The following is a 20,260-nucleotide window of genomic DNA, read 5'->3' as shown; positions in this document are numbered from 1 at the left end:
TCTCAATTAATCAAACACAAATAATAACTACTATGAATACCATACATAAAATAATAGGCACCTGGGCGCTACCTCTTCTGGTAGTATCAGGAGTGTTGCTGGCAGGATGCCAGAACGGTCAACAGATCGGTTCATCAGATGACGCAGCATCAAAAGTATATGTTGCTCCGGGTGAACATGACGAATTCTACGGATTCTTTTCCGGGGGATATAACGGACAATTGGGAATCTACGGGCTGCCTTCCGGGCGTCACCTGTTTACGGTTCCTGTATTTTCTCAGGCTCCTGTAAATGGATACGGGTACAGTGAAGAAACCAAGGCGATGCTGAACACCTCGCACGGATTTGTACCTTGGGGCGATGCGCACCACCCTGAGTTGTCTCAAACTAACGGTGAAACCGATGGGCGTTGGATCTTTATCAATGAGAACAATACACCTCGTGTAGCACGTATTGGGCTTGATGATTTTAAGACGCAGGAGATTATTGAGATCCCCAACTCTGCAGGTAACCACGCTTCCCCTTTTGTAACTCCTAATACGGAGTACATTTCTGCAGCAACACGCTTTAGTATCCCGATGGATGATAAAGATATGCAGAATATGGATGTGCCAATTGATTCTTATAAAGAGAACTTCAGGGGTACACTCTCCTTTATTAAGGTTTCTGATAAAGGTAAGATGAATATAGACTTTCAGATCTTGATGCCGGGCTTTGACTATGACTTGTCTCATGCCGGTAAAGGTCCTTCTGATGGATGGTCGTTCTTTACAAGCTACAACAGTGAAGAAGCAAATACACTATTGGAAATTAACGCTTCTAAGAATGATAAGGACTTTATTGCAGCGGTAAACTGGAAGAAAGCTGCGGAGTATGTGAAACAGGGTAAAGGTACCATGATGCCCGGTGAGCACGTCCGCAACTATATTGATCACGAAGAAGGCGGTATTGCCAAAAGCGAAACAATTGAAGAAGTACGCGTTCTTGATCCTCGCAAACTTGATGGGTTAGTATATTTCTTGCCTACTCCTAAGTCTCCGCACGGGGTTGATGTAGATCCTTCAGGGAAGTACATAGTAGCCGGTGGTAAGCTTTCTACTGTTATTCCGGTACACTCTTTTGCTAAAATGAAAAAAGCAATTGAGAACGAAGAGTTTGAAGGTGAAGTAATGGGCGTTCCTGTTCTTAACTATGATTCTATTCTTTACGGTGAAGTTGAGAATCCGGGCCTCGGACCGCTACACACCGAGTTTGACGGCAAAGGCAATGCTTATACCACTGCTTTTATCTCTTCTGAGATTGTAAAATGGGATATTGAAAAGACAGAAGTTGTCGACCGTATCAACACGTATTACTCTCCCGGTCACTTGATGATTCCCGGTGGAGACAGTCAGAAACCTGATGGTAAATACCTGGTAGCTCTGAATAAGATTACCAAGGATCGTTACCTGCCTACAGGTCCTGAGATGTTCCACTCTGCACAGTTGATCGATATTTCCGGTGAAAAAATGAAGCTTTTGCTCGACTTCCCAACAGAGGGAGAGCCGCACTATGCGCAGGGTATTGCTGCTGAGAAAGTGATTGAGAACCAAAAGCGGTTCTACAAGCTTGAAGATAATGGTCACCCAGATGCTATAACCAGCGAAAAGCAGGCAAGAGTTGAGCGTGACGGCAATGAGGTTCACATTTACATGACCGCCATCCGAAGTCACTTTACTCCGGATAATATTGAAGGTGTGAAAGTGGGAGATGAAGTGTACTTCCACATTACAAATCTTGAGCAGGACTGGGATGTACCCCACGGCTTTGCCATAAAGGGTGCTAATAATGCAGAACTGCTTATTATGCCCGGCGAAACCTTGTCCTTTAAGTGGGAGCCTCAAAAAGAAGGCGTGTTCCCATTCTACTGTACGGACTTCTGTTCAGCACTGCACCAAGAGATGCAGGGTTATGTACGAGTATCGCCAAAAGGATCTGATGTAGAAATCGCCTACGGAACAGGTCAGTAAAACGACCTCAATCCTTCGTGGAGGGGAGGGTGAAAGCTCCCTTCCTCTTTTTAAAAATTGTAGAAATATATAGACAGAGGTTGTTATGAGTAAGAAAAACAGATTATGGATGGCGCTGGCTTCACTAATGCTGATCTTGGTATACTTTTTCCCGTTGTGGGGTATCAGCATGGAAGCACCGCAATATCCTGAAGGCATTGGAATGAATATTACAGTCAATGATATCACCGGTAAGGAACCGCATGACCTTGGTAATATCAATGGACTGAATCACTATATCGGAATGAAGGCTATTACGCCTGATTCTATTCCCGAGTTAAAAATTATGCCCTATATCTTTGCCTTTTTGATTGCAACTGGTTTGATGATTGCACTATGGGGCAGCCGAAAGTGGATTGTTGTCTGGCTTGGGCTGTTTGTACTGCTGGCTATCGCGGGCTTGGTAGATTTCTATATCTGGGGTTATGATTACGGGCATAACTTAAATCCGAATGCCCCGATCAAGGTGCCTGGAATGACCTATCAGCCACCTCTTATAGGTAGTAAACAACTGCTGAATATTAATGCAACCTCACTGCCCCATATCGGTTTCTATGTGGCCCTGATTTCTATGGGTATTGCTTCTATGGTGTGGTGGAAAGAAGGTAAGACTGATGATGGCGGAAAAAGTGAAAAGACTATGAATAACAATACTCGAAAGGCTGCTTAATCGTATCCGGAGATCGCAATGACTGCAATAAGAACAACCATACTGCTTGTTTTGTTTATGCTGGTAGTGGCATGCAGCCAGGAACCGGAGGAAGTGCACTATGGTAGTGATGAGTGTGCTCACTGCAAAATGATGATCACGGACGATCGGTTTGCATCTCAAATTGTAACGGATAAAGGAAAAGCAATTAAATTTGATGCGATTGAATGTATGGCCGTTTACCACAGGAATCATGATAGCGAATTAAAAGATGCTAAACTGTGGGTAAGCAACTATGAGAAGCCCGGTCAATGGCTCGAAGCGTCAAAGGCCCAGTATGTGAAAAGCGAGGTTGTCAACAGTCCTATGGGAGAGTCGCTGTTAGCTTTTCCATCTGCTGAGGTAGCTAACGAGCATACAAGTGAAAAGCCGGGTGAGTTACTGAAGTGGAGCAAGGTTTCTGAGATTAAGACGAATATGTGATTGAATACTAGGCGTTAAAGGTAAATAAGGATTGAGGATTGAAAATGTGGGCGAATAATAAAATAACCGGACTTCTTATAGTCCTGCTGCTATTACTATCGGTACAACTTGTTCAAAGTCAGCCGGTGGTAGTGTCTAGCGGAAGCTCTATCAAAGAAGGGGTCAGCCGGGCAGAACCGGGCGATACCCTGATAATTGAGGAAGGGCTTTATAACGAATACGATATAAAAGTGGACAAACCGCTAACCATTCTGGGTGATGGGGATGTCGTTATTGACGGCAATAGAAAAGGATTTATACTGGTAATAACGGCCGATGATGTAACCGTTAAGAATCTTGAGGTTAAACACGCCAGTACCAGTTTTATGGAAGATTATGCGGGCATTCTAATTGAGCAAACAGATAATACGGTTATCGAAAATGTAACACTCACGGATAACTATTTTGCCATCTACCTGGCCAAATCAACCAACTCTGTGATCAGGAATAATCATATTACCGCATCCGCCAAACGCGAAACACAATCAGGAAATGCTATCCATCTCTGGTACAGTAAAGATGTTACTATTGAGGATAACTATGTAACCGGGCATCGAGACGGACTCTATTTCGAGTTTGTAGAAGGAGCAACCATATCCGGAAATGTGAGTGAGAATAACATTCGTTATGGTATACACTTTATGTATTCCGATCACTGTCGGTATGAAGATAATACCTTTAGAAATAATGGCGGTGGAGTAGCCGTAATGTACACTTCTCACGTAGAGATTATTAATAACCGGTTCGAAGACAATTGGGGGTCTTCGGCCTATGGCATGCTTCTTAAAGAGATTAACAGAAGCAAGATTATTGGCAATGAGTTTTATAACAATTCGGTAGGGCTGTATATCGAGGCGACCAGCAGAAATGAGTTTAAGCACAATACATTCCGTCAAAATGGATGGGCTGTTAAGCTGATGGCCAATTCTACAGACAACATCTTTACCAAAAACAATTTTATAGCGAATAGTTTTGAAGTGGCTACCAACAGCATGAAAAACTATAACGAATTTAACAATAACTACTGGAGTCACTACGAAGGGTACGATTTAGACAGGGACGGAATAGGCGACGTCCCTCACCGACCGGTACGCCTGTTTTCCATATTGGTAGAAAAGCAGCCGCAGTCTTTGTTACTGCTTCGCAGCTTGCTTATCGATATCCTGGATGCAGCCGAGCGTATTATGCCGGTACTTACCCCCGAAACACTCGTTGACTCCCAACCGAAAATGACCAAAGTATCATGATTTCAATAAAAGGATTGAGGAAAAAGTTTGGTCCCCTTACAGTGCTCGATGATATCGATTTAGATATTCCATCGGGTCAGGCCACCGGAATAGTAGGCCCTAACGGGTCGGGAAAAACCACAGCTATAAAAGCATTGCTGGGACTGGTGAAGCCTAATGCCGGAGATATACTTATTGACGGCGAATCTATAAAGGGGCAATGGGACTATCGCAAAAAGATTGGGTACATGCCCCAAATTGCACGATATCCCGAGAATATGACTGTTAGCGAACTGTTTGAGTTTATAAAGAATATTCGTGAAACAGGGGAAACGAATAAAGATGAATTAATTTCATACTTCGGATTAGAGCCGGAGCTTGAGAAACGAATGCGCACCCTCTCCGGTGGTAATCGCCAGAAGGTAGGTGCAGTGTTAGCTATGATGTTTGATCCGGAGATCTTGATCTTCGATGAGCCCACGGCCGGGCTTGATCCCCATGCCAGTGTACAGTTCAAGAATATGGTACACCGCGAGAAGGAGAAAGGAAAAACCGTGCTCCTGACAACTCATATTATGAGCGAAATTGAGGAACTTGCTGATTATCTGATTTTTATTGTAGAAGGGCAGATCAGGTATCACGGACCGATGAAAGAACTGATTGAAAAACAACAAGAGCAGCGACTTGAAGGCGCCGTAGCAAAAATGATGGCGGAGGTAGCGGCATGAAGACATTGACCATTTTAAAATATCAGTGGAAAGACCTGTTTCGAGGAAAGTGGATTATCGGTTATGGGCTAATTTATCTGCTTATGTCTGATGCAATGATTCGTTTTGCTGGTACCGGGCCCAAGGCCATGATCAGTATCGCAAATATTATGCTGCTGCTGATACCTTTGGTTGGTGTCATTTACGGAGCTCTCTACTTATACCAGTCGCGCGAATTTACCGAGTTACTATTAGCACAGCCCTTAGATAGAAACACCTTGTTTTGGGGATTGTTCGGAGGACTGGCCCTGCCATTGGCATTTGCCTTTACCGCGGGCATCCTTATTCCAATGATCTATACAGGGATGGTACTTTCAGCAAAGTTCCAATCTCTTGCACTGCTGGTTATCCTGGGAAATGTGTTAACCCTGTTATTTACAGGGCTGGGCTTTTGGATGGGACTCAAGTTTTTCGAAAACCGCATCAAGGGATTGGGATATGCCCTGGTTAGCTGGTTGTTTCTAGCTGTTATTTATGACGGCTTGGTTCTGTTGGCCGTATTTATGTTGGGCGACTATCCCATCGAGGAGCCAATGCTGGCCATGACCATGCTAAACCCCATTGACCTGGCTCGAATCACCGTGCTATTAGAGTTCGATATTTCAGCTCTAATGGGTTATACCGGCGCTGTTTTTAACCGGTTCTTTGGTAGTGTAATAGGAATAGGTGTAGCAACGGCCTGCCTGGGACTATGGTTAGGTATACCGCTTTGGAGTGGCAAGCGATTGTTTAACAAAAAGGATTTTTAAGCTATGGATACGGACGAACAACAAACTGCTGTTTCTACAACGGATGTGTCGCTGGACCTTATTAAAAAGTATAATGTTAAAGGGCCGCGCTATACCTCCTATCCTACGGCTGTACAATTTCAAGAAATTTCGGAGCAGAAAGGGGATGAACTCAAACGTTATCTGTTAGAAAGGAACAGTGATCCGCGTGCCGTATCACTGTATTTCCACATCCCCTTCTGCTTCTCCCTGTGTTGGTACTGCGGATGTACTAAAGTTATCACCAAAGATCAGGATCGCGGAGACCTTTACCTCGATTATCTGGAAAAGGAGATGGATAGTATTGCAGCGATGCTGCATTCCGACTCCGAAGTTATTCAGATTCATTTTGGCGGGGGCACGCCCACCTTCCTGAAACCGGAGCAACTTCGCCGGTTGGGGGCAGAAATCCACAGTCGGTTTAATGTGACTGAAGAAACTGAGTTTGGCGTAGAAATTGATCCGCGTCGATGCAGCCGGGAACATATTGCAGCTTTGGCAGATATCGGCTGTAACCGCGCATCTCTGGGAGTGCAAGATACCAATGAAGAAGTACAGGAAGCGATCCATCGTATCCAGCCGTTTGAGCAAACCCAGGAGGTTACCGGTTGGCTGCGTGATGAGGGAATCAATTCGATCAACTTTGATCTTATTTATGGGTTACCTCTTCAGACCTTAGAAACATACCGTAAAACGATGGATGATGTGCTGAGCCTGCAGCCCGATCGGCTGGCTGTATACAGCTATGCACATATACCAAGCCTGATGCCGGCCCAGAAGTTATTGAATGCCGATGATATGCCGTCAACAGATCAGAAGCTTTCTATGCTACAGCTGGGGATCTCGCACCTTACCGAAAATGGATATCGTTTTATTGGGATGGATCACTTCTCTCGGGAAGATGAGGAGCTTACCCAAGCTATGGATAACGGCACACTGCAAAGAAATTTCCAGGGTTACAGTACCCTGGCGGGGGCCGATCTCTATGCTTTCGGGATGTCCGGTATCTCAAATGTTGGAGAGTACTATTGGCAGAACACCAAAGATCTCGGTTCCTACTACTCTCAGCTTGATGATGGAGAGCTGCCTGTTGCAAAAGTATTGCACCTTTGCAAGGATGATCAGATTCGAAAAGATGTAATTATGCAATTGATGTGTCAGATGGGCCTCAGCTATGCTGAAATGGAAGAAAAATGGGGCATAGTTTTTGAGGATTACTTTAGTGATAGCTTAGACCGTCTGGCTTCAATTGAGGCCGATGGTTTTGTACAAGTTGATCGCGATGCAATACGTATCACTGAACAAGGCCGGCTTTTTCTTCGGAACATCGCGATGTGTTTTGATCGTTATTTGAATACATCAAAAGCTGACCGCTCATTTTCAAAAACTGTCTAAAGAGGAATTATTATGAGCACCGAAAAATATGTATACACATTTGGCGGCGGAGTAGCAGAAGGCAATAAGTCGATGAAAGATCTGCTGGGAGGCAAAGGGGCAAATCTTGCTGAGATGAGCTCTATCGGATTACCTATCCCTCCCGGTTTTACGATCTCTGCAGAAGTATGCAAGTACTACAATGAGCATGATGAACAATGGCAAGACGGGGTCGAAAAGCAGGTTCAGCAAGGTATCCACCAGCTTGAAGAGCTCATGGACCTGACCTTTGGAGATGCTGCCGATCCCCTTCTGGTTTCTGTCCGTTCGGGAGCTGCAAAGTCGATGCCCGGCATGATGGATACGGTGCTAAACCTGGGGCTTAACGATCAGTCGGTAAAAGGATTGGCTCGCAAAACCGACAACGAACGGTTTGCCTATGATTGCTACCGCCGTTTTATAGATATGTTTGGCTGCGTGGTGATGGGTATTGATCATGATCGTTTTGAAGAAGTAATCCAAAAGTTGAAAGATGAGGAAGGGGCTGAGCTGGATACCGATCTAGGCGTAGAAGAGCTGAAGGAGCTCGTAGATCGCTATAAAGCCGTATATCGTAAAAGTACAGGCTATATGTTTCCCCAGAACCCCAACGAGCAATTGCATTATGCTATAAATGCTGTCTTTGGATCGTGGAGCAGTAAACGCGCCAAAACCTACCGCAAAATCAACCGTATTACCGGCCTGTTGGGTACGGCAGTAAATGTACAGGCAATGGTGTATGGTAATATGGGGGATGACTGTGCCACCGGGGTCTGTTTTACTCGTAATCCTGCCGACGGGACCAACGAGCTGTATGGAGAGTTTTTAATCAATGCGCAGGGCGAAGATGTGGTAGCGGGTATTCGGACGCCCCAGAATATCAGCAAGTTGAAGGAGGTGATGCCCAAAAGTTATGATGAGCTTCAGGAAGTGACAGAAAAGCTGGAAGAGCATTATCAGGATATGCAGGATATCGAATTTACCATACAGCAGGGGGAGCTCTTTATTCTGCAAACCCGGAATGGAAAGCGAACGGGCACGGCTGCAATAAAGATTGCGGATGATATGGTAAATGAAGGATTGATTGATAAAGAAGGGGCCGTGTTAAATTTAGTAAATCCCGGCCACTTAGATCAGTTGTTACACCCGCAACTTAGTCAGTCTGATGTAGATGAGAAGGAGATTATCGGAGAAGGATTGCCGGCATCGCCGGGTGCGGCGGTAGGGAAAGTAGTATTTAGTTCTGAGCAAGCAGAAAAAGAGCATGCCCAGGACCATCCCGTAATTCTAGTCCGCATTGAAACCAGCCCCGAAGATGTAGGGGGCATGTCGGCAGCCGAGGGAATATTGACCTCTCGCGGTGGAATGACGAGCCATGCGGCCGTAGTTGCCCGTGGTTGGGGTAAGCCGTGTGTGGCCGGTTGTGATGATATTGTGATAAATTACGAAGCCCAGTCTTTTACCAATGGTGAAGTTACGATCAAAGCAGGCGATTGGATCTCTATTGATGGGGCTCGAGGTCTTGTTATAAAAGGTCAAAAACCGGTTGAAGAACCTGATTTCGGGGACGATTTCCACACTTTCATGGGATGGGTGGATAGCTTGCGCGATATGAAGGTACGTACCAATGCCGATACTCCTGAGGATGCGATTCGTGCACGAAAATTCGGTGCGCAGGGAATAGGTTTGGCACGGACCGAGCATATGTTCTTTGGTGAAGAGCGTATTAAAGCGATGCGTAGAATGATAATGGCTGAAAGTGATGGGGAACGAAGAAAAGCTTTGAAGGTCCTTCTACCCTATCAAAAGCAAGATTTCATACAAATATTTGAAGCAATGGAAGGTCTGCCGGTAACCGTTCGGTTGCTCGACCCGCCCTTGCATGAGTTTCTGCCTGATGATGAAGAAGAGATCAAAGCGCTGGCAGATGATCTTCAAATAAGTGTTCGAGATCTCAATAGAAAAATTCGGTTGCTCAAAGAGTTTAACCCCATGCTGGGGCACCGTGGTTGCCGGTTGGGTATTACCTATCCCGAAATTACGGAGATGCAGACCCGTGCTATTTTGGAGGCAGCGGTGCATCTCAAGAAAGAGGGTAAGAAAGTACAGCCCGAGATCATGATACCACTGGTGGGCACGGCAGAGGAGTTTATCCATCAACATGAAATAGTGGACCATACCGCTGCTGATGTGTTTGCCCTTGAAAATGAGGTCGTCGATTATAAAGTGGGAACCATGATTGAGATTCCACGTGCTGCAATTGTGGCCGATAAGATTGCCGAAGAGGCTGAGTTCTTCTCCTTTGGTACAAATGACCTTACACAGATGACTTATGGATACAGTCGTGATGATGCGGGCAAATTCCTGGAAACCTACATGAAAGAAGGGATTCTGGAGAATGACCCGTTCCAAACCTTAGATGAAGAAGGGGTAGGCCGCCTGGTTGAGATAGCAACAAATAAAGGACGTAAGGTACAGCCGAAGCTTAAAGTCGGGATTTGTGGAGAGCACGGCGGTGATCCGTCAAGTGTTCGGTTCTGCTATAACCTGGGGCTCAACTACGTGTCATGTTCGCCTTATCGCGTGCCGGTGGCCCGACTTGCAGCAGCACAGGCACGACTTAAACTCAACGGTGAGCAGCAAACTGAAAATAATAACAGAAGATCAGAGCTGGTTAGCAGCTAGAGATGGCAGAAACAAGAACCCATAAATCTAAAAAATATATTGAATGGTGGTTTTGGTCCGGAGCCGGTCTGGTTACGCTGATGCTGATAGTCGGCGGTATTACGCGTCTTACCGGTTCTGGTCTGTCTATGACCGACTGGAATGTGATTATGGGGGTATTGCCCCCCTTTTCAGAGACGGCTTGGCAAGAAGTATTTAGCAGGTACAAGCAGTTTCCTGAGTATCAACAATTGAATATCGGGATGACCCTGGGCGAATTTAAATCGATCTTTTTTTGGGAATATTCGCACCGCCTGCTGGGAAGGATTGTAGGCTTAGCTTTCATGGTTCCTTTTTTATGGTTTTTGGTCCGCGGTTATTTAACATCTCGACTTATAAAACGTTCGCTGTTCTTATTTGTACTAGGTGCAGCACAGGGCGTTATGGGTTGGATAATGGTTAAAAGTGGCTTGGTTGATGTGCCCCGGGTAAGCCACTACCGGTTGATGATGCATTTAATTTTGGCATTTGGTTTGGTTGGGTTTTGTACCTGGTTTGCCTTGGATATGCGAAAAGATATTACGATTAATATTAAAAAGGTTGACCATTATCTGTCTCCACTGGTTTTTTTTGTGGGGATTATATTAGGGCTCCAAATAGTTTGGGGAGCCCTGGTGGCAGGCCTCGATGCCGGCTTGATTTATAATACGTTTCCCTTGATGAACGGTAGCTGGTTGCCACAAAATTTTACGACCTTGCAGCCGATGCTGCTTAATTTTGTAGAAAATCCCGGTACGGTACAATGGATTCACAGGTTGTTGGCCATAATATTGGTTGTAACAGCTGCGATCACATGGTTCAAAGCAAAGAAAGTCGCTGACGAGGTCCTGTATCACAGAGCACAAGTTTTGGTTGGTCTGGTTGTAGCCCAGTTTATTCTGGGGGTCGTTACCCTGCTATGGAACGTGCCTATAGAAGCCGGGGTAATCCATCAGCTGGCTGCTATGCTGGTTTGGATAAGCTGGATTACCGTTATGTATCGGGCTTGGGGTTTAAAGCGGGAATTTAAGGAAAGGTTATTATAGTTTAAGATAAAAGAGTATTTTATACTCATATATAGTTAATCAAATAACAATAACATTATGGAAAAGTTAAATGGACAGACGATAGGTGAAATTGTAGCCGAGGATTACAGAACGGCCGGAGTATTTAAAAAGTTTGGCCTGGATTTTTGTTGCGGTGGAAAGCGCACAGTTTCAGAAGCTTGTGAAAAGAAAGGTGTGGACCTTGAAAAAGTTTCAGAAGAATTGACTTCATTAGGTAATGCCAACACTGCAAATCACAATTACAATGATTGGTCTCCTGCCCTGCTTGTAGATTATATCATAGAGCGGCATCACGAATTTGTGCGATCCAAAACATCTGAAATTGAGATGTATGCTCGCAAGGTAGCCCGTGTACATGGCGACCGTCATGAAGAGCTGATAGGGATTCGGGATACATTTCTGAAGCTGAAAGAAGAGATGTTAAGTCACCTGATGAAGGAAGAAGAAATTCTGTTTCCGTATATCAAAAAGCTGGTAGAAGCTGACAAGAATGATAGTGCTATTGATGAACCTGATTTTGGAACTGCAGCTAATCCCGTAGCGATGATGGAGGCCGAACATGAGGATGCCGGTAACCTGATGGCACAGATAGAGGAACTAAGTAACGGTTTTACGCCTCCCCAGGATGCATGTGCAACGTATAGAGTGCTGTTTCAAAACTTAGAAGGGTTTCAGGATGACCTGCACAAGCATGTCCACTTGGAAAACAATGTACTGTTTCCAAAAGCTTTGAGGTTGGAAAATCGATTAAACTAACGCTAATGCAAGGTAGCCTGTCGGTAGGGCAGGCTACATTTTTATCACTTTTTAATAAAACATAGGCGATTTAAAATCTAAATCTTTGTTATGTCAAACTCTTCACACACATTTTCAATACCGGTTATGGGAACGGGGCATTCTATCGACTCTCCCATCCGTGTTGGACCGTACGGCATTGACTCAGTAATCTCAATTGTGGATGATCTGCTGGTAGAGCGCATCCGCAAGCATTACTGTAAGAAATTGGAACTTCCATATAATAATATCCCGCGTAGCGCAGAGGATGGCCGCGCCCGCAGGATAACAGCTTACTTGAATCTGGCACAGAAGGTAGTTCAGGATCAGTTCGAAGCGATCAAGTCGCAGCCGTTTTTTGAGGATAATGAAAAGGCCAAGTACTTTGACCTGTTGCCGGATACTAGTGAGCTGAAAGCCAGGTACAATGAGCTGATGCAAACCGAGGAGGGCACCCTGCGTGATAAAATCTCTTGCAAGCTCTCGCAGCTGATGGAACCCGGCTCGATTGATGTCAATATTATGGCTAAGGTCGATGGGTTAAACTACGAGAAGGACGGAACCCCAATGAGTGGCGAATTTAGTGATGCTAATGCTGCTTTGCGTGGTTATGCAGAAAGTGACCTGTCATCAAGTCTTATTCTGTCTGCTGGTTTTAATCCCCGCTTGTATAATTATATGAGTGAATTCAAGGATTTTTACCGGGATGCAAAAGGAGATATCAAAAAGAAAATCATCTTGAAAGTAAGTGATTTTAGATCAGCACTAATTCAGGGTAAATACCTGGCGAAAAAAGGACTCGAGGTTTTTGAATATCGTATAGAGTCCGGGTTGAACTGTGGCGGACACGCATTTGCCTCCGACGGATACCTGCTGCCTTCACTGCTCAAAGAGTTTAGAGAAAAGCGAGAAATGTTAAGTACAGCAGTGAAGCCTTTGATAGAAAAGTATTATGAGAAAAATGCCGATGGGTTCTCTGACGATTGGGATTTTGACGAGCCACGTCTCACTGTTCAAGGTGGAATTGGAGTAAGCGGTGAAGCACACCGACTGTTGGAAGATTTTGGAATGGATGCCACCGGTTGGGGGAGTCCGTTTTTGTTGGTTCCTGAAGCGACGACGGTGGATAAGCCTACACGCGAACTGCTCGAAAATGCAACCGAAGAGGATCTATATTTAAGTGGGGTCTCACCGCTGGGTGTGCCTTTTAATAATGTACGTAACACCGGTTCGCATCAGTATCACGAAGAGCGTATTGAAAAAGGAAAGCCCGGCTCGCCCTGTCCAAAGGGTTTCTTGGAATCCAATACGGAATTCACGGAAAATCCAATTTGTACGGCCTCTAATCAGTATCAGCTGTTGAAACTTGATGAAATTAATCAAAGCGATATGGATGAGGAGGAAAAAGAAAAAAGGCGAGAAAAGGTGTTGGAGAAAGCGTGCCTGTGTGACCATTTGGGTAACGGCGCGCTTATTGATCTGGGAATTTTGGCTGAGCACCGAGCACCGCAGGCGATCTGTCCCGGACCCAATATTGCTTGGTTCGACGGAGAATACAGTCTCCGTGAAATGATAGACCATATTTACGGTCGCGGGGAATCTTTGGTTCCTTCCGAACGACCCCATATGTTTGCCAAAGAGATTGTTCTTTATGTGGATTATTTTGAGGAGCTCGTTGAACAACATGACGGTTCATCGGGGAACATAAAAAAACTCAAAAAGTTTAAGAATAATCTCGAGAACGGAATGGATTACTGCCTGGAGATTGCTGAATCAGAATCTTACAAAGATGAAAATCTGGACTCCATTCCTGTTACAGTGGTAGAGCAGCGAGAACGACTGAATGCTATCTTTCAGCAGTTAGCACAACCGGCATAAAAAAGACCTGCCACTTAAGGATGCAGACAGCAATGGATAACAAACCCCAATCGGCTATTAACTCCCTGTGGAAGGTATCAGTGGCTTGTTTTATTATAGCAGGTCTAACGGGCTTTCTGTATCGTCTCGGGATGATCGGTTGGGTTACATCCTCATTGGGGTTATCACTTGAAAATATAAGGCATGCCCATTCGCACCTGATGTTTTTCGGATGGGCTGTGCCTTTACCCCTGTATCTTTTGCTGAGATACCTCAGTGAAAAAATAGCGATTACTAAATCGGCTTTTCGCTGGATGAAGTATGGAATATGGGGCGGGCTTATATTTGGTGCTTTATCTTATCCCTTTTTCCTGCTCTACGGCTATCGCCCGGTTCCCATTGGCACAGGTACATTACCGTTGTCGGTAATCCTATCAGGGCTGGTAATGCTCTGTTGGTATGCCTTTATGTGGGGATATTACAGGGTTCGCAGTCATCTAAAAGATGATTCGGCCCAGCCTTGGTTCGACGGTGCGCTGGTCATGCTTTTTGTATGTTCGCTGGGGGCCTGGAGTGTGGCTGTTGTGCAAGCACTTGCTCCCTCGAACTTTATGTTGATGAAGGGGATGACGCACTTTTTCCTGGCTACCTTTACCGAGGGATGGGTAGTGTTAGCTTTATTGGCTATTATGGTAGTGCAGCTGGATCTAAAAGCCAAGGACTGGACGATACAGGAATCGTGGTCGCTGGGATGCATTGCTATCGGTGCCCCATTGACCTTTCCCTATGGGATTTCAGAATCTCTGTTGTCCCCTCTTTTATTGGGAGTAGCACGGCTGGGAGGCGGCATTGCAGCACTGGGATTAGTGCTCTTTTTATATACTTTGGTTAAGTCCGGAAAATGGAAAACAAATACGCCGATATGGATTTGGCCTATTTCTTTAATTGCCATAAAAGCGGTTATGCAGATAACAGCTTCGGCAGGCCCTGCTTCTTTTTGGCTATCAGATCATGGGCTCCGCATATTTTACCTGCATGTATTATTACTGGGAGCTTTTACACTTATGATGTTGGGCAGTTTACACCTGCAGGCCAAAGCCGCTAACAAATACTTTTATGGTGTTGTGGGATCAATATTGGCACTACTTCTCAGCTTAGTGATGCCCACCCATCTATGGCCGGCTTCATGGAGCGGTATGTGGGTTTTTTATGCACTTGCTGTTGCTGCAATACTGCCGGTGTTGGCTGTACTTTTACAATGGATGAATCTTAAGACGCTACAAAAAACAGAACCGATGTCCGATATTAAAAATGATGAAGATATAAAGACGCTGGTACATGCCTTTTATAGCAAAGTACAAGAAGATGAGCGCCTGGGATATGTTTTTAATGATTATGCGGAGGTTGATTGGGATAAGCACCTGCCCAATATGGTTGACTTCTGGTCGAATATACTGTTTAAAACACGGCGGTATAACGGTCGTCCCTTTCGGCAACATATGGATCTGCCCATTGAGAAGATGGATTTTGGTCGCTGGTACAATCTTTTTGAGCAAACCGTAGACGATCATTTTGAAGGGACAAAAGCAGATTATGCAAAAGAGATGGCGGCTAAGATTGCGTCATCATTTTCGGTGAGAATGGAAATGGAAGGAAAATTTGAAGATTAATATGATAGCGCGAGAATCAGTGGCAGTATTACTAGTTGTTGTAGTTTCATCAGTTTCAATGATTGGCTGGTCCTATTTTCAGGGAGAGGAGTCTCAGCCCGAAACAATGAAGCTGGTGCCGATGATGCAGCTTCTGCTCAATGATATGCAAACCGTTGATCAGGGTATTTATACCGAAGATTATGAGGTTATTGCACAGGGGGCGGCAGGTATTGCTCATCACCCGGTGATGACGCCCGAGGATAAGGCAATGGTTAAAAAGGTATTGGGAAAGGAAATTAAACAGTTTGTGGCCTTTGATAAGACGGTACACCATCACGCTGATTCGATGCGAAAGGCAGCTGTTGAGCAGAATATGGAAGAGGTGCTAACCCATTATCGAATTGTACAGCAGGGGTGTGTGGACTGCCATTCCAATTACCGGAAACAGATTTCAGCAGTAAATAAGTAAAGTTTAAATATTGGATTGTGTTATGAAGCAGCCCATAATCGGTTATCACAAAGATGAGGAAGATGATTGGGTGGCCGAGCTTGGTTGTGGACATAACCAGCATGTGCGCCACAATCCACCCTGGCAGCTGCGTCCTTGGGTAACAACCCGAGAGGGGCGAAAAAGCAGGCTTGGCCATCAATTAGAGTGCAAGAAATGTGACAGAAGTGAACCCAAAGATTTCGAATTGTAATGCCATTTGTTAGTCGTACTTTTATCAAATCAGGGATGGTCTATTTTGTGTTATCCCTAGTAGCAGGCCTATTGTTGGAGATAGAGCAGTTTTCATTCCCGGCCCTGATGCCTCTCTTTTGGCATATGTTGATGTTAGGCTGGATTACCCAGATCATTATCGGGGTTTCGGTATGGATGTTTCCCGGCCGTAACAAAGAAGAAGGATTTTGGAACCAGAAATGGAACTGGGGCACTTTTATTTTCTTAAATATCGGTTTGGCACTGCGTGTTGTTGCCGAGCCTATGATCAGTGGGCAAAGTGCTGAGGTATGGAAGATTCTTATTGTGATATCCTCGGTTCTGCATATGTTGGCAGGAATAACGTATCTCATTGAGATATGGCCTCGGGTAATGTCGAAAAAAGCACAGCGTAAAAAACGGAAACGTCAACGAAATAGGAGCTGATAATGCCTGCAATAAGTCGTTGGATGATTCGGATTTCCTTGCTGTACCTTTTGGTGGGAATGGTATCAGGGGCAATAATGCTTGTCAATAAAGCATATGTGATCCACCCGTCAGTATGGGCACTGTTACCCATCCACATAGAGGTGGTAATTTTTGGATGGGTTATTCAGCTTACGCTGGGTACAGCCTACTGGATGCTTCCCAGATTTTTAGAACAACCTCAACGCGGGAATCCCCAATTAGCTATAGGTATGGTAGTAGCGCTAAATCTGGGAATTCTCGTTATTATTGCCGATATCCTACTCTCAGTTTCATGGGGGCTCGGGCTGTTGGGACGAATATTGGAATTAAGTGCTGTTGTCCTGTTTGTAATTCTTCATTGGGATCGCATTGTAAGTTACCGGGCCAGCACCACCTAAAGAAAATTAAATTTACTAACTGAAATAAAACTATAGATGTCTTTTAAAGAATATAAAACCAAGTATACGACTGCCAAAGATGCCGTTAAACTAATCAATTCAGGTGACAGGGTGTTTGTCCACAGTGTTGCTGCTGCACCGCAACCCCTTATAGATGCAATGACTGCCCGGGCTCCCGAGCTCGAAGATATAGAAATTGTGCACCTGCATACCGAAGGTGATGCTCCCTATGCAAAACCTGAATACAGTGATACCTTTCATACCAACGCTCTCTTTGTGGGTTCCAACGTTCGCAAAGCAGTAAACGAGGGCAGTGCCGATTATTTGCCGATTTTTTTAAGTGAAGTTCCGGGACTATTTCGTAAAGATATTATGCATATAGATATGGCCCTGGTACAGGTGTCGCCGCCCGATCAGCACGGCTATTGCTCGCTGGGGGTATCGGTAGATGCCACACGTGCCGCACTGCAAGAGGCCGACAAAGCTATTGCTTTGGTCAATCCTAATATGCCGCGAACCCATGGCGATGGTATTTTTCACGCCAGTCGTTTTAATGCCCTCGTGGAAACTAATGAGCCGTTGCACGAACTTACGATTCCGGAACCAAACGAAGTGGAGAAAAAGATTGGGAAACATTGCGCCGAACTGGTAGAAGATGGTGCCACTCTGCAGATGGGAATTGGTGCTATCCCCAATGCGGTACTACAATCCTTGGGGAACCACAAAGACCTGGGAATCCATACCGAAATGTTCTCTGATGGAGTGATCGACCTGGTAGAAAAGGGCGTCATAACAAACAAGAAGAAGGCCAAGCACCCAGAGAAAATTGTAGCCGGCTTTGTGATGGGAAGTCGTCGCCTGTACGATTTTGTGGATGACAACCCTATGATTGCAATGCTCGATATCGCCTATGTTAATGATACAGCGGTGATCCGAAAAAACCCCAAAGTTACTGCTATTAACAGTGCGGTAGAAGTAGATATTACGGGGCAGGTTTGTGCCGACTCTATCGGAACTTACCATTATTCTGGTGTAGGCGGCCAGATGGACTTTATTCGCGGGGCATCACTCAGTGAAGGAGGGAAGCCTATTATTGCCCTGCCCTCAGCTACCGGCAAAGGAGTGAGCAAAATTGTGCCACACCTGAAACAGGGGGCTGGAGTTGTAACTACCCGTGCCCACGTGCACTATGTGGTTACCGAGTATGGCGTTGCCAATTTGTATGGCAAAAACCTGCGAGAGCGAGCCAAGGCTATGATTGAGATTGCTCATCCCGATCACCGTGAAGAGCTGGAGAAAGTAGCTGCCGAGCGGTTTAATCACTTGGACTGATAATCTCAATATAGAATTTTGAATACTATTTAAGGGATGGGGATAAACCTCATCCCTTTTTATTTTAGCGATGTTCAGGGTTGGGGTGATCAAATCGGCAACCGGCATCCCATTCCGACCGCTGATTGCCATACGCCGGAATACCATCCGCCTGGTCAAGCATATAGGCCATATGCATGAGATTCCAGGTTATAAAAGTAGTATTTCGCTGGGTAAATTCATTATCGAAACCAACGGGCCCGTCTTCCCCCTCATCTCCATAGCTGGGGCCGGGACCGGCTTCGCCAATCCATCCGGCATCGGCTTGTGGAGGCACCACATAGCCAAGATGTTGTAATCCATAGAGGATGCTCATAGAGCAGTGTTTGATGCCGTCCTCATTCCCCGTAATCAGACAGCCGCCCACGCGGCCATAATACGCATACTGCCCTTCCTCATTGAGGTTGCCTGAATATCCATATAAGCGCTCGATTACTTTCGTACAAATTGAGGACTTTTCGCCTAGCCAGATGGGAGAGCCAATTACCAGAATATTTGCATCCATTACTTTCTGTTGGATTTCCGGCCAGTCATCTTTTTCAAAACCGTGTTTGGTCATATCGGGATACACGCCCGGGGCAATATCATAGTCTGCGGGACGCAAAACCTCTGTGGCCACACTATTTTTCTCCATTATCTGCCGGGAAACCTCTATAAGGGTTTTGGTGTGTGATTCTTTGGGATTAGGTTTAAGGGTGCAGTTCAGGAATAGTGCGCTCAGATTGGAAAAGTCCCATTGGTTCTGATCACATAACGTCTCTTGTTTTTTATTTAAAGTCATAGCAATTAATATGGTTTTGTTCAGTGATTAAGCAGGCTGGTGAGTTCTCTCAACAATCGTCTGATTGTATTTAATTCCTCGGGTTTTGTGATTTATTCTCCGCCACTACGTTAAAACTTCGAGGCACATAGCTGCACCTCCGTCGGCTTCTGTTGCAGTTCTATCTGTGTTATAGTCACAAAAAGGGCTTCTCTTCATGGTGCTTCTTTCATTCGTCGGACGGCGCCCCCAGCCTCCCGACGAGGGGTGGGAGTTTTTTCCTACGCGAACAAAATAATGGAGGCTACCACGGTCTTCCGAACAGTCACCGGAATCCCTCACCGTAGAATGGTGCACGGCGCAGTGACACTGCTTTTAAATTATTAAAACCAACGGCTGTCATTGCGAGGAGTGCCGTGGCTTGGCGGGACGACGTGGCAATCTCCCTGAAAAAGCTGGTTGATGTCTGAAGGGTGCCCTTGGGATGCTAGGTAACCCTATAATACCATAGGTAGTCAATCTTCCTGTCCTTTTGCCTACAGGATTAGTATTTATACCCTTGCACCTCTTTCTTGTCGGCTTCAACGCCCAATCCCATAACAATTCGATTCACAAAGTTGAAATAGCTGATACCCAGCACTGCATCCAGGATCGCCCGGTCAGAAAGCTCCAGTTCTTTAAGGGGCTTAATGTATTCTTCCTTATTTATAGCTTCAGGATTGCGAGTCAGTTCCCAGGCCAGTCGGCACAACGCCGTATCAATATCATTGAGGTCAATACTTGTATAATCGTCTCGTAATTTTTTTACACGTTCCTCCTCTTTCCAGTAATGGTTGAGAGCCTCTCCATGGTGTAGTTGGCAATATTCGCATTCGTTAGCCGCTGAAACCACGACAGCTATCATTTCTCGCTGGGCTCGTTTTAAAGGAGAGCTGCCAAACATGATGGACATATACAGGTCCATATGTTTCATAATGCTATCGGGATTCAGGCTTTGGATTTTATGGATTTGAGCTATCTTACCCCGTCGCTGTTCCAACTCTTCGTAGATCTCTTTGAGGTTTCCTGTTGCTTCTTCAGGTTCAACGATATCGATATAAGCCATTACTGTTATTTGA

At 45.2% G+C, this 20,260-nt stretch carries 19 protein-coding genes; 17 read left to right on the top strand and 2 right to left on the bottom strand.

Going from position 1 to position 20,260, the window contains the following annotated elements; all coding sequences use genetic code 11:
• Positions 1–32: 32 nt before the first annotated feature.
• The 17 genes from nosZ to G3569_RS10335 all read left to right on the top strand — a co-directional run bounded on the left by nosZ (position 33) and on the right by G3569_RS10335 (position 18,343).
• Positions 33–2,009 carry a Sec-dependent nitrous-oxide reductase gene (nosZ, locus tag G3569_RS10415; protein ID WP_165268842.1) on the top strand — a complete coding sequence of 659 codons (1,977 nt, stop codon included), beginning with the start codon at positions 33–35 and terminating at the stop codon, positions 2,007–2,009.
• 85 nt (positions 2,010–2,094) lie between these two features.
• Positions 2,095–2,718: a hypothetical protein gene (locus G3569_RS10410; RefSeq protein ID WP_165268840.1), complete on the top strand. Its 624-nt coding sequence runs from the start codon at positions 2,095–2,097 to the stop codon at positions 2,716–2,718.
• Positions 2,719–2,736: 18 nt separating this feature from the next.
• Positions 2,737–3,180, top strand: a complete 444-nt coding sequence (locus tag G3569_RS10405; RefSeq protein ID WP_165268838.1) for a nitrous oxide reductase accessory protein NosL — start codon at positions 2,737–2,739, stop codon at positions 3,178–3,180.
• A gap of 44 nt (positions 3,181–3,224) precedes the next feature.
• Positions 3,225–4,466, top strand: a complete 1,242-nt coding sequence (locus G3569_RS10400; protein WP_165268836.1) for a nitrous oxide reductase family maturation protein NosD — start codon at positions 3,225–3,227, stop codon at positions 4,464–4,466.
• Positions 4,463–5,173 carry an ABC transporter ATP-binding protein gene (locus G3569_RS10395; RefSeq protein WP_165268834.1) on the top strand — a complete coding sequence of 237 codons (711 nt, stop codon included), beginning with the start codon at positions 4,463–4,465 and terminating at the stop codon, positions 5,171–5,173. Before G3569_RS10400 ends, G3569_RS10395 begins: the two co-directional genes overlap by 4 nt.
• Positions 5,170–5,961, top strand: coding sequence for an ABC transporter permease subunit (locus G3569_RS10390; RefSeq protein WP_165268832.1), 792 nt, complete (start codon positions 5,170–5,172; stop codon positions 5,959–5,961). The genes G3569_RS10395 and G3569_RS10390 overlap by 4 nt, the downstream gene beginning before the upstream one ends.
• A 3-nt stretch (positions 5,962–5,964) precedes the next feature.
• Entirely contained in the window at positions 5,965–7,374 is a 1,410-nt protein-coding gene (gene hemN / locus G3569_RS10385) for an oxygen-independent coproporphyrinogen III oxidase (RefSeq protein WP_165268830.1), read from the top strand.
• Between the two features lie 12 nt (positions 7,375–7,386).
• On the top strand, positions 7,387–10,077 hold the full coding sequence (gene ppdK / locus G3569_RS10380) for a pyruvate, phosphate dikinase (protein ID WP_165268828.1): 2,691 nt from the start codon (positions 7,387–7,389) through the stop codon (positions 10,075–10,077).
• A gap of 2 nt (positions 10,078–10,079) precedes the next feature.
• On the top strand, positions 10,080–11,141 hold the full coding sequence (locus G3569_RS10375) for a COX15/CtaA family protein (protein WP_165268826.1): 1,062 nt from the start codon (positions 10,080–10,082) through the stop codon (positions 11,139–11,141).
• 57 nt (positions 11,142–11,198) lie between these two features.
• Entirely contained in the window at positions 11,199–11,918 is a 720-nt protein-coding gene (gene ric, locus G3569_RS10370; RefSeq protein WP_165268824.1) for an iron-sulfur cluster repair di-iron protein, read from the top strand.
• Between the two features lie 90 nt (positions 11,919–12,008).
• Positions 12,009–13,814 (top strand): hypothetical protein, encoded by a 1,806-nt coding sequence (locus tag G3569_RS10365; protein WP_165268822.1) that lies wholly within the window; start codon positions 12,009–12,011, stop codon positions 13,812–13,814.
• A gap of 32 nt (positions 13,815–13,846) precedes the next feature.
• Positions 13,847–15,463: a group III truncated hemoglobin gene (locus G3569_RS18595; protein ID WP_240894684.1), complete on the top strand. Its 1,617-nt coding sequence runs from the start codon at positions 13,847–13,849 to the stop codon at positions 15,461–15,463.
• A 1-nt stretch (position 15,464) separates the two neighbouring features.
• Complete coding sequence (locus G3569_RS10355) at positions 15,465–15,914, top strand: cytochrome c (RefSeq protein WP_165268820.1); 450 nt, start codon at positions 15,465–15,467, stop codon at positions 15,912–15,914.
• Positions 15,915–15,936: 22 nt separating this feature from the next.
• On the top strand, positions 15,937–16,146 hold the full coding sequence (locus tag G3569_RS10350) for a DUF3565 domain-containing protein (protein ID WP_165268818.1): 210 nt from the start codon (positions 15,937–15,939) through the stop codon (positions 16,144–16,146).
• On the top strand, positions 16,146–16,592 hold the full coding sequence (locus G3569_RS10345) for a hypothetical protein (protein ID WP_165268816.1): 447 nt from the start codon (positions 16,146–16,148) through the stop codon (positions 16,590–16,592). The genes G3569_RS10350 and G3569_RS10345 overlap by 1 nt, the downstream gene beginning before the upstream one ends.
• Positions 16,593–16,594: 2 nt before the next feature.
• Complete coding sequence (locus tag G3569_RS10340; RefSeq protein WP_165268814.1) at positions 16,595–17,011, top strand: cbb3-type cytochrome c oxidase subunit I; 417 nt, start codon at positions 16,595–16,597, stop codon at positions 17,009–17,011.
• 36 nt (positions 17,012–17,047) lie between these two features.
• On the top strand, positions 17,048–18,343 hold the full coding sequence (locus G3569_RS10335) for an acetyl-CoA hydrolase/transferase family protein (protein ID WP_165268812.1): 1,296 nt from the start codon (positions 17,048–17,050) through the stop codon (positions 18,341–18,343).
• Positions 18,344–18,407: 64 nt separating this feature from the next.
• On the opposite strand, the gene G3569_RS10330 is transcribed toward G3569_RS10335, so the two are convergent.
• Together G3569_RS10330 and G3569_RS10325 are read right to left on the bottom strand one after the other, a co-directional pair.
• A complete protein-coding gene (locus tag G3569_RS10330; RefSeq protein ID WP_165268810.1) occupies positions 18,408–19,163 on the bottom strand; it encodes a flavodoxin family protein in 756 nt (251 codons plus the stop codon).
• Positions 19,164–19,686: 523 nt separating this feature from the next.
• Entirely contained in the window at positions 19,687–20,247 is a 561-nt protein-coding gene (locus tag G3569_RS10325; RefSeq protein WP_165268808.1) for a peroxidase-related enzyme, read from the bottom strand.
• Positions 20,248–20,260 lie beyond the last annotated feature (13 nt).

The organism is Fodinibius halophilus, assembly GCF_011059105.1.
Lineage (GTDB): Bacteria > Bacteroidota > Rhodothermia > Balneolales > Balneolaceae > Fodinibius > Fodinibius halophilus.
This window is presented reverse-complemented; position numbering and strand designations above follow the sequence as displayed.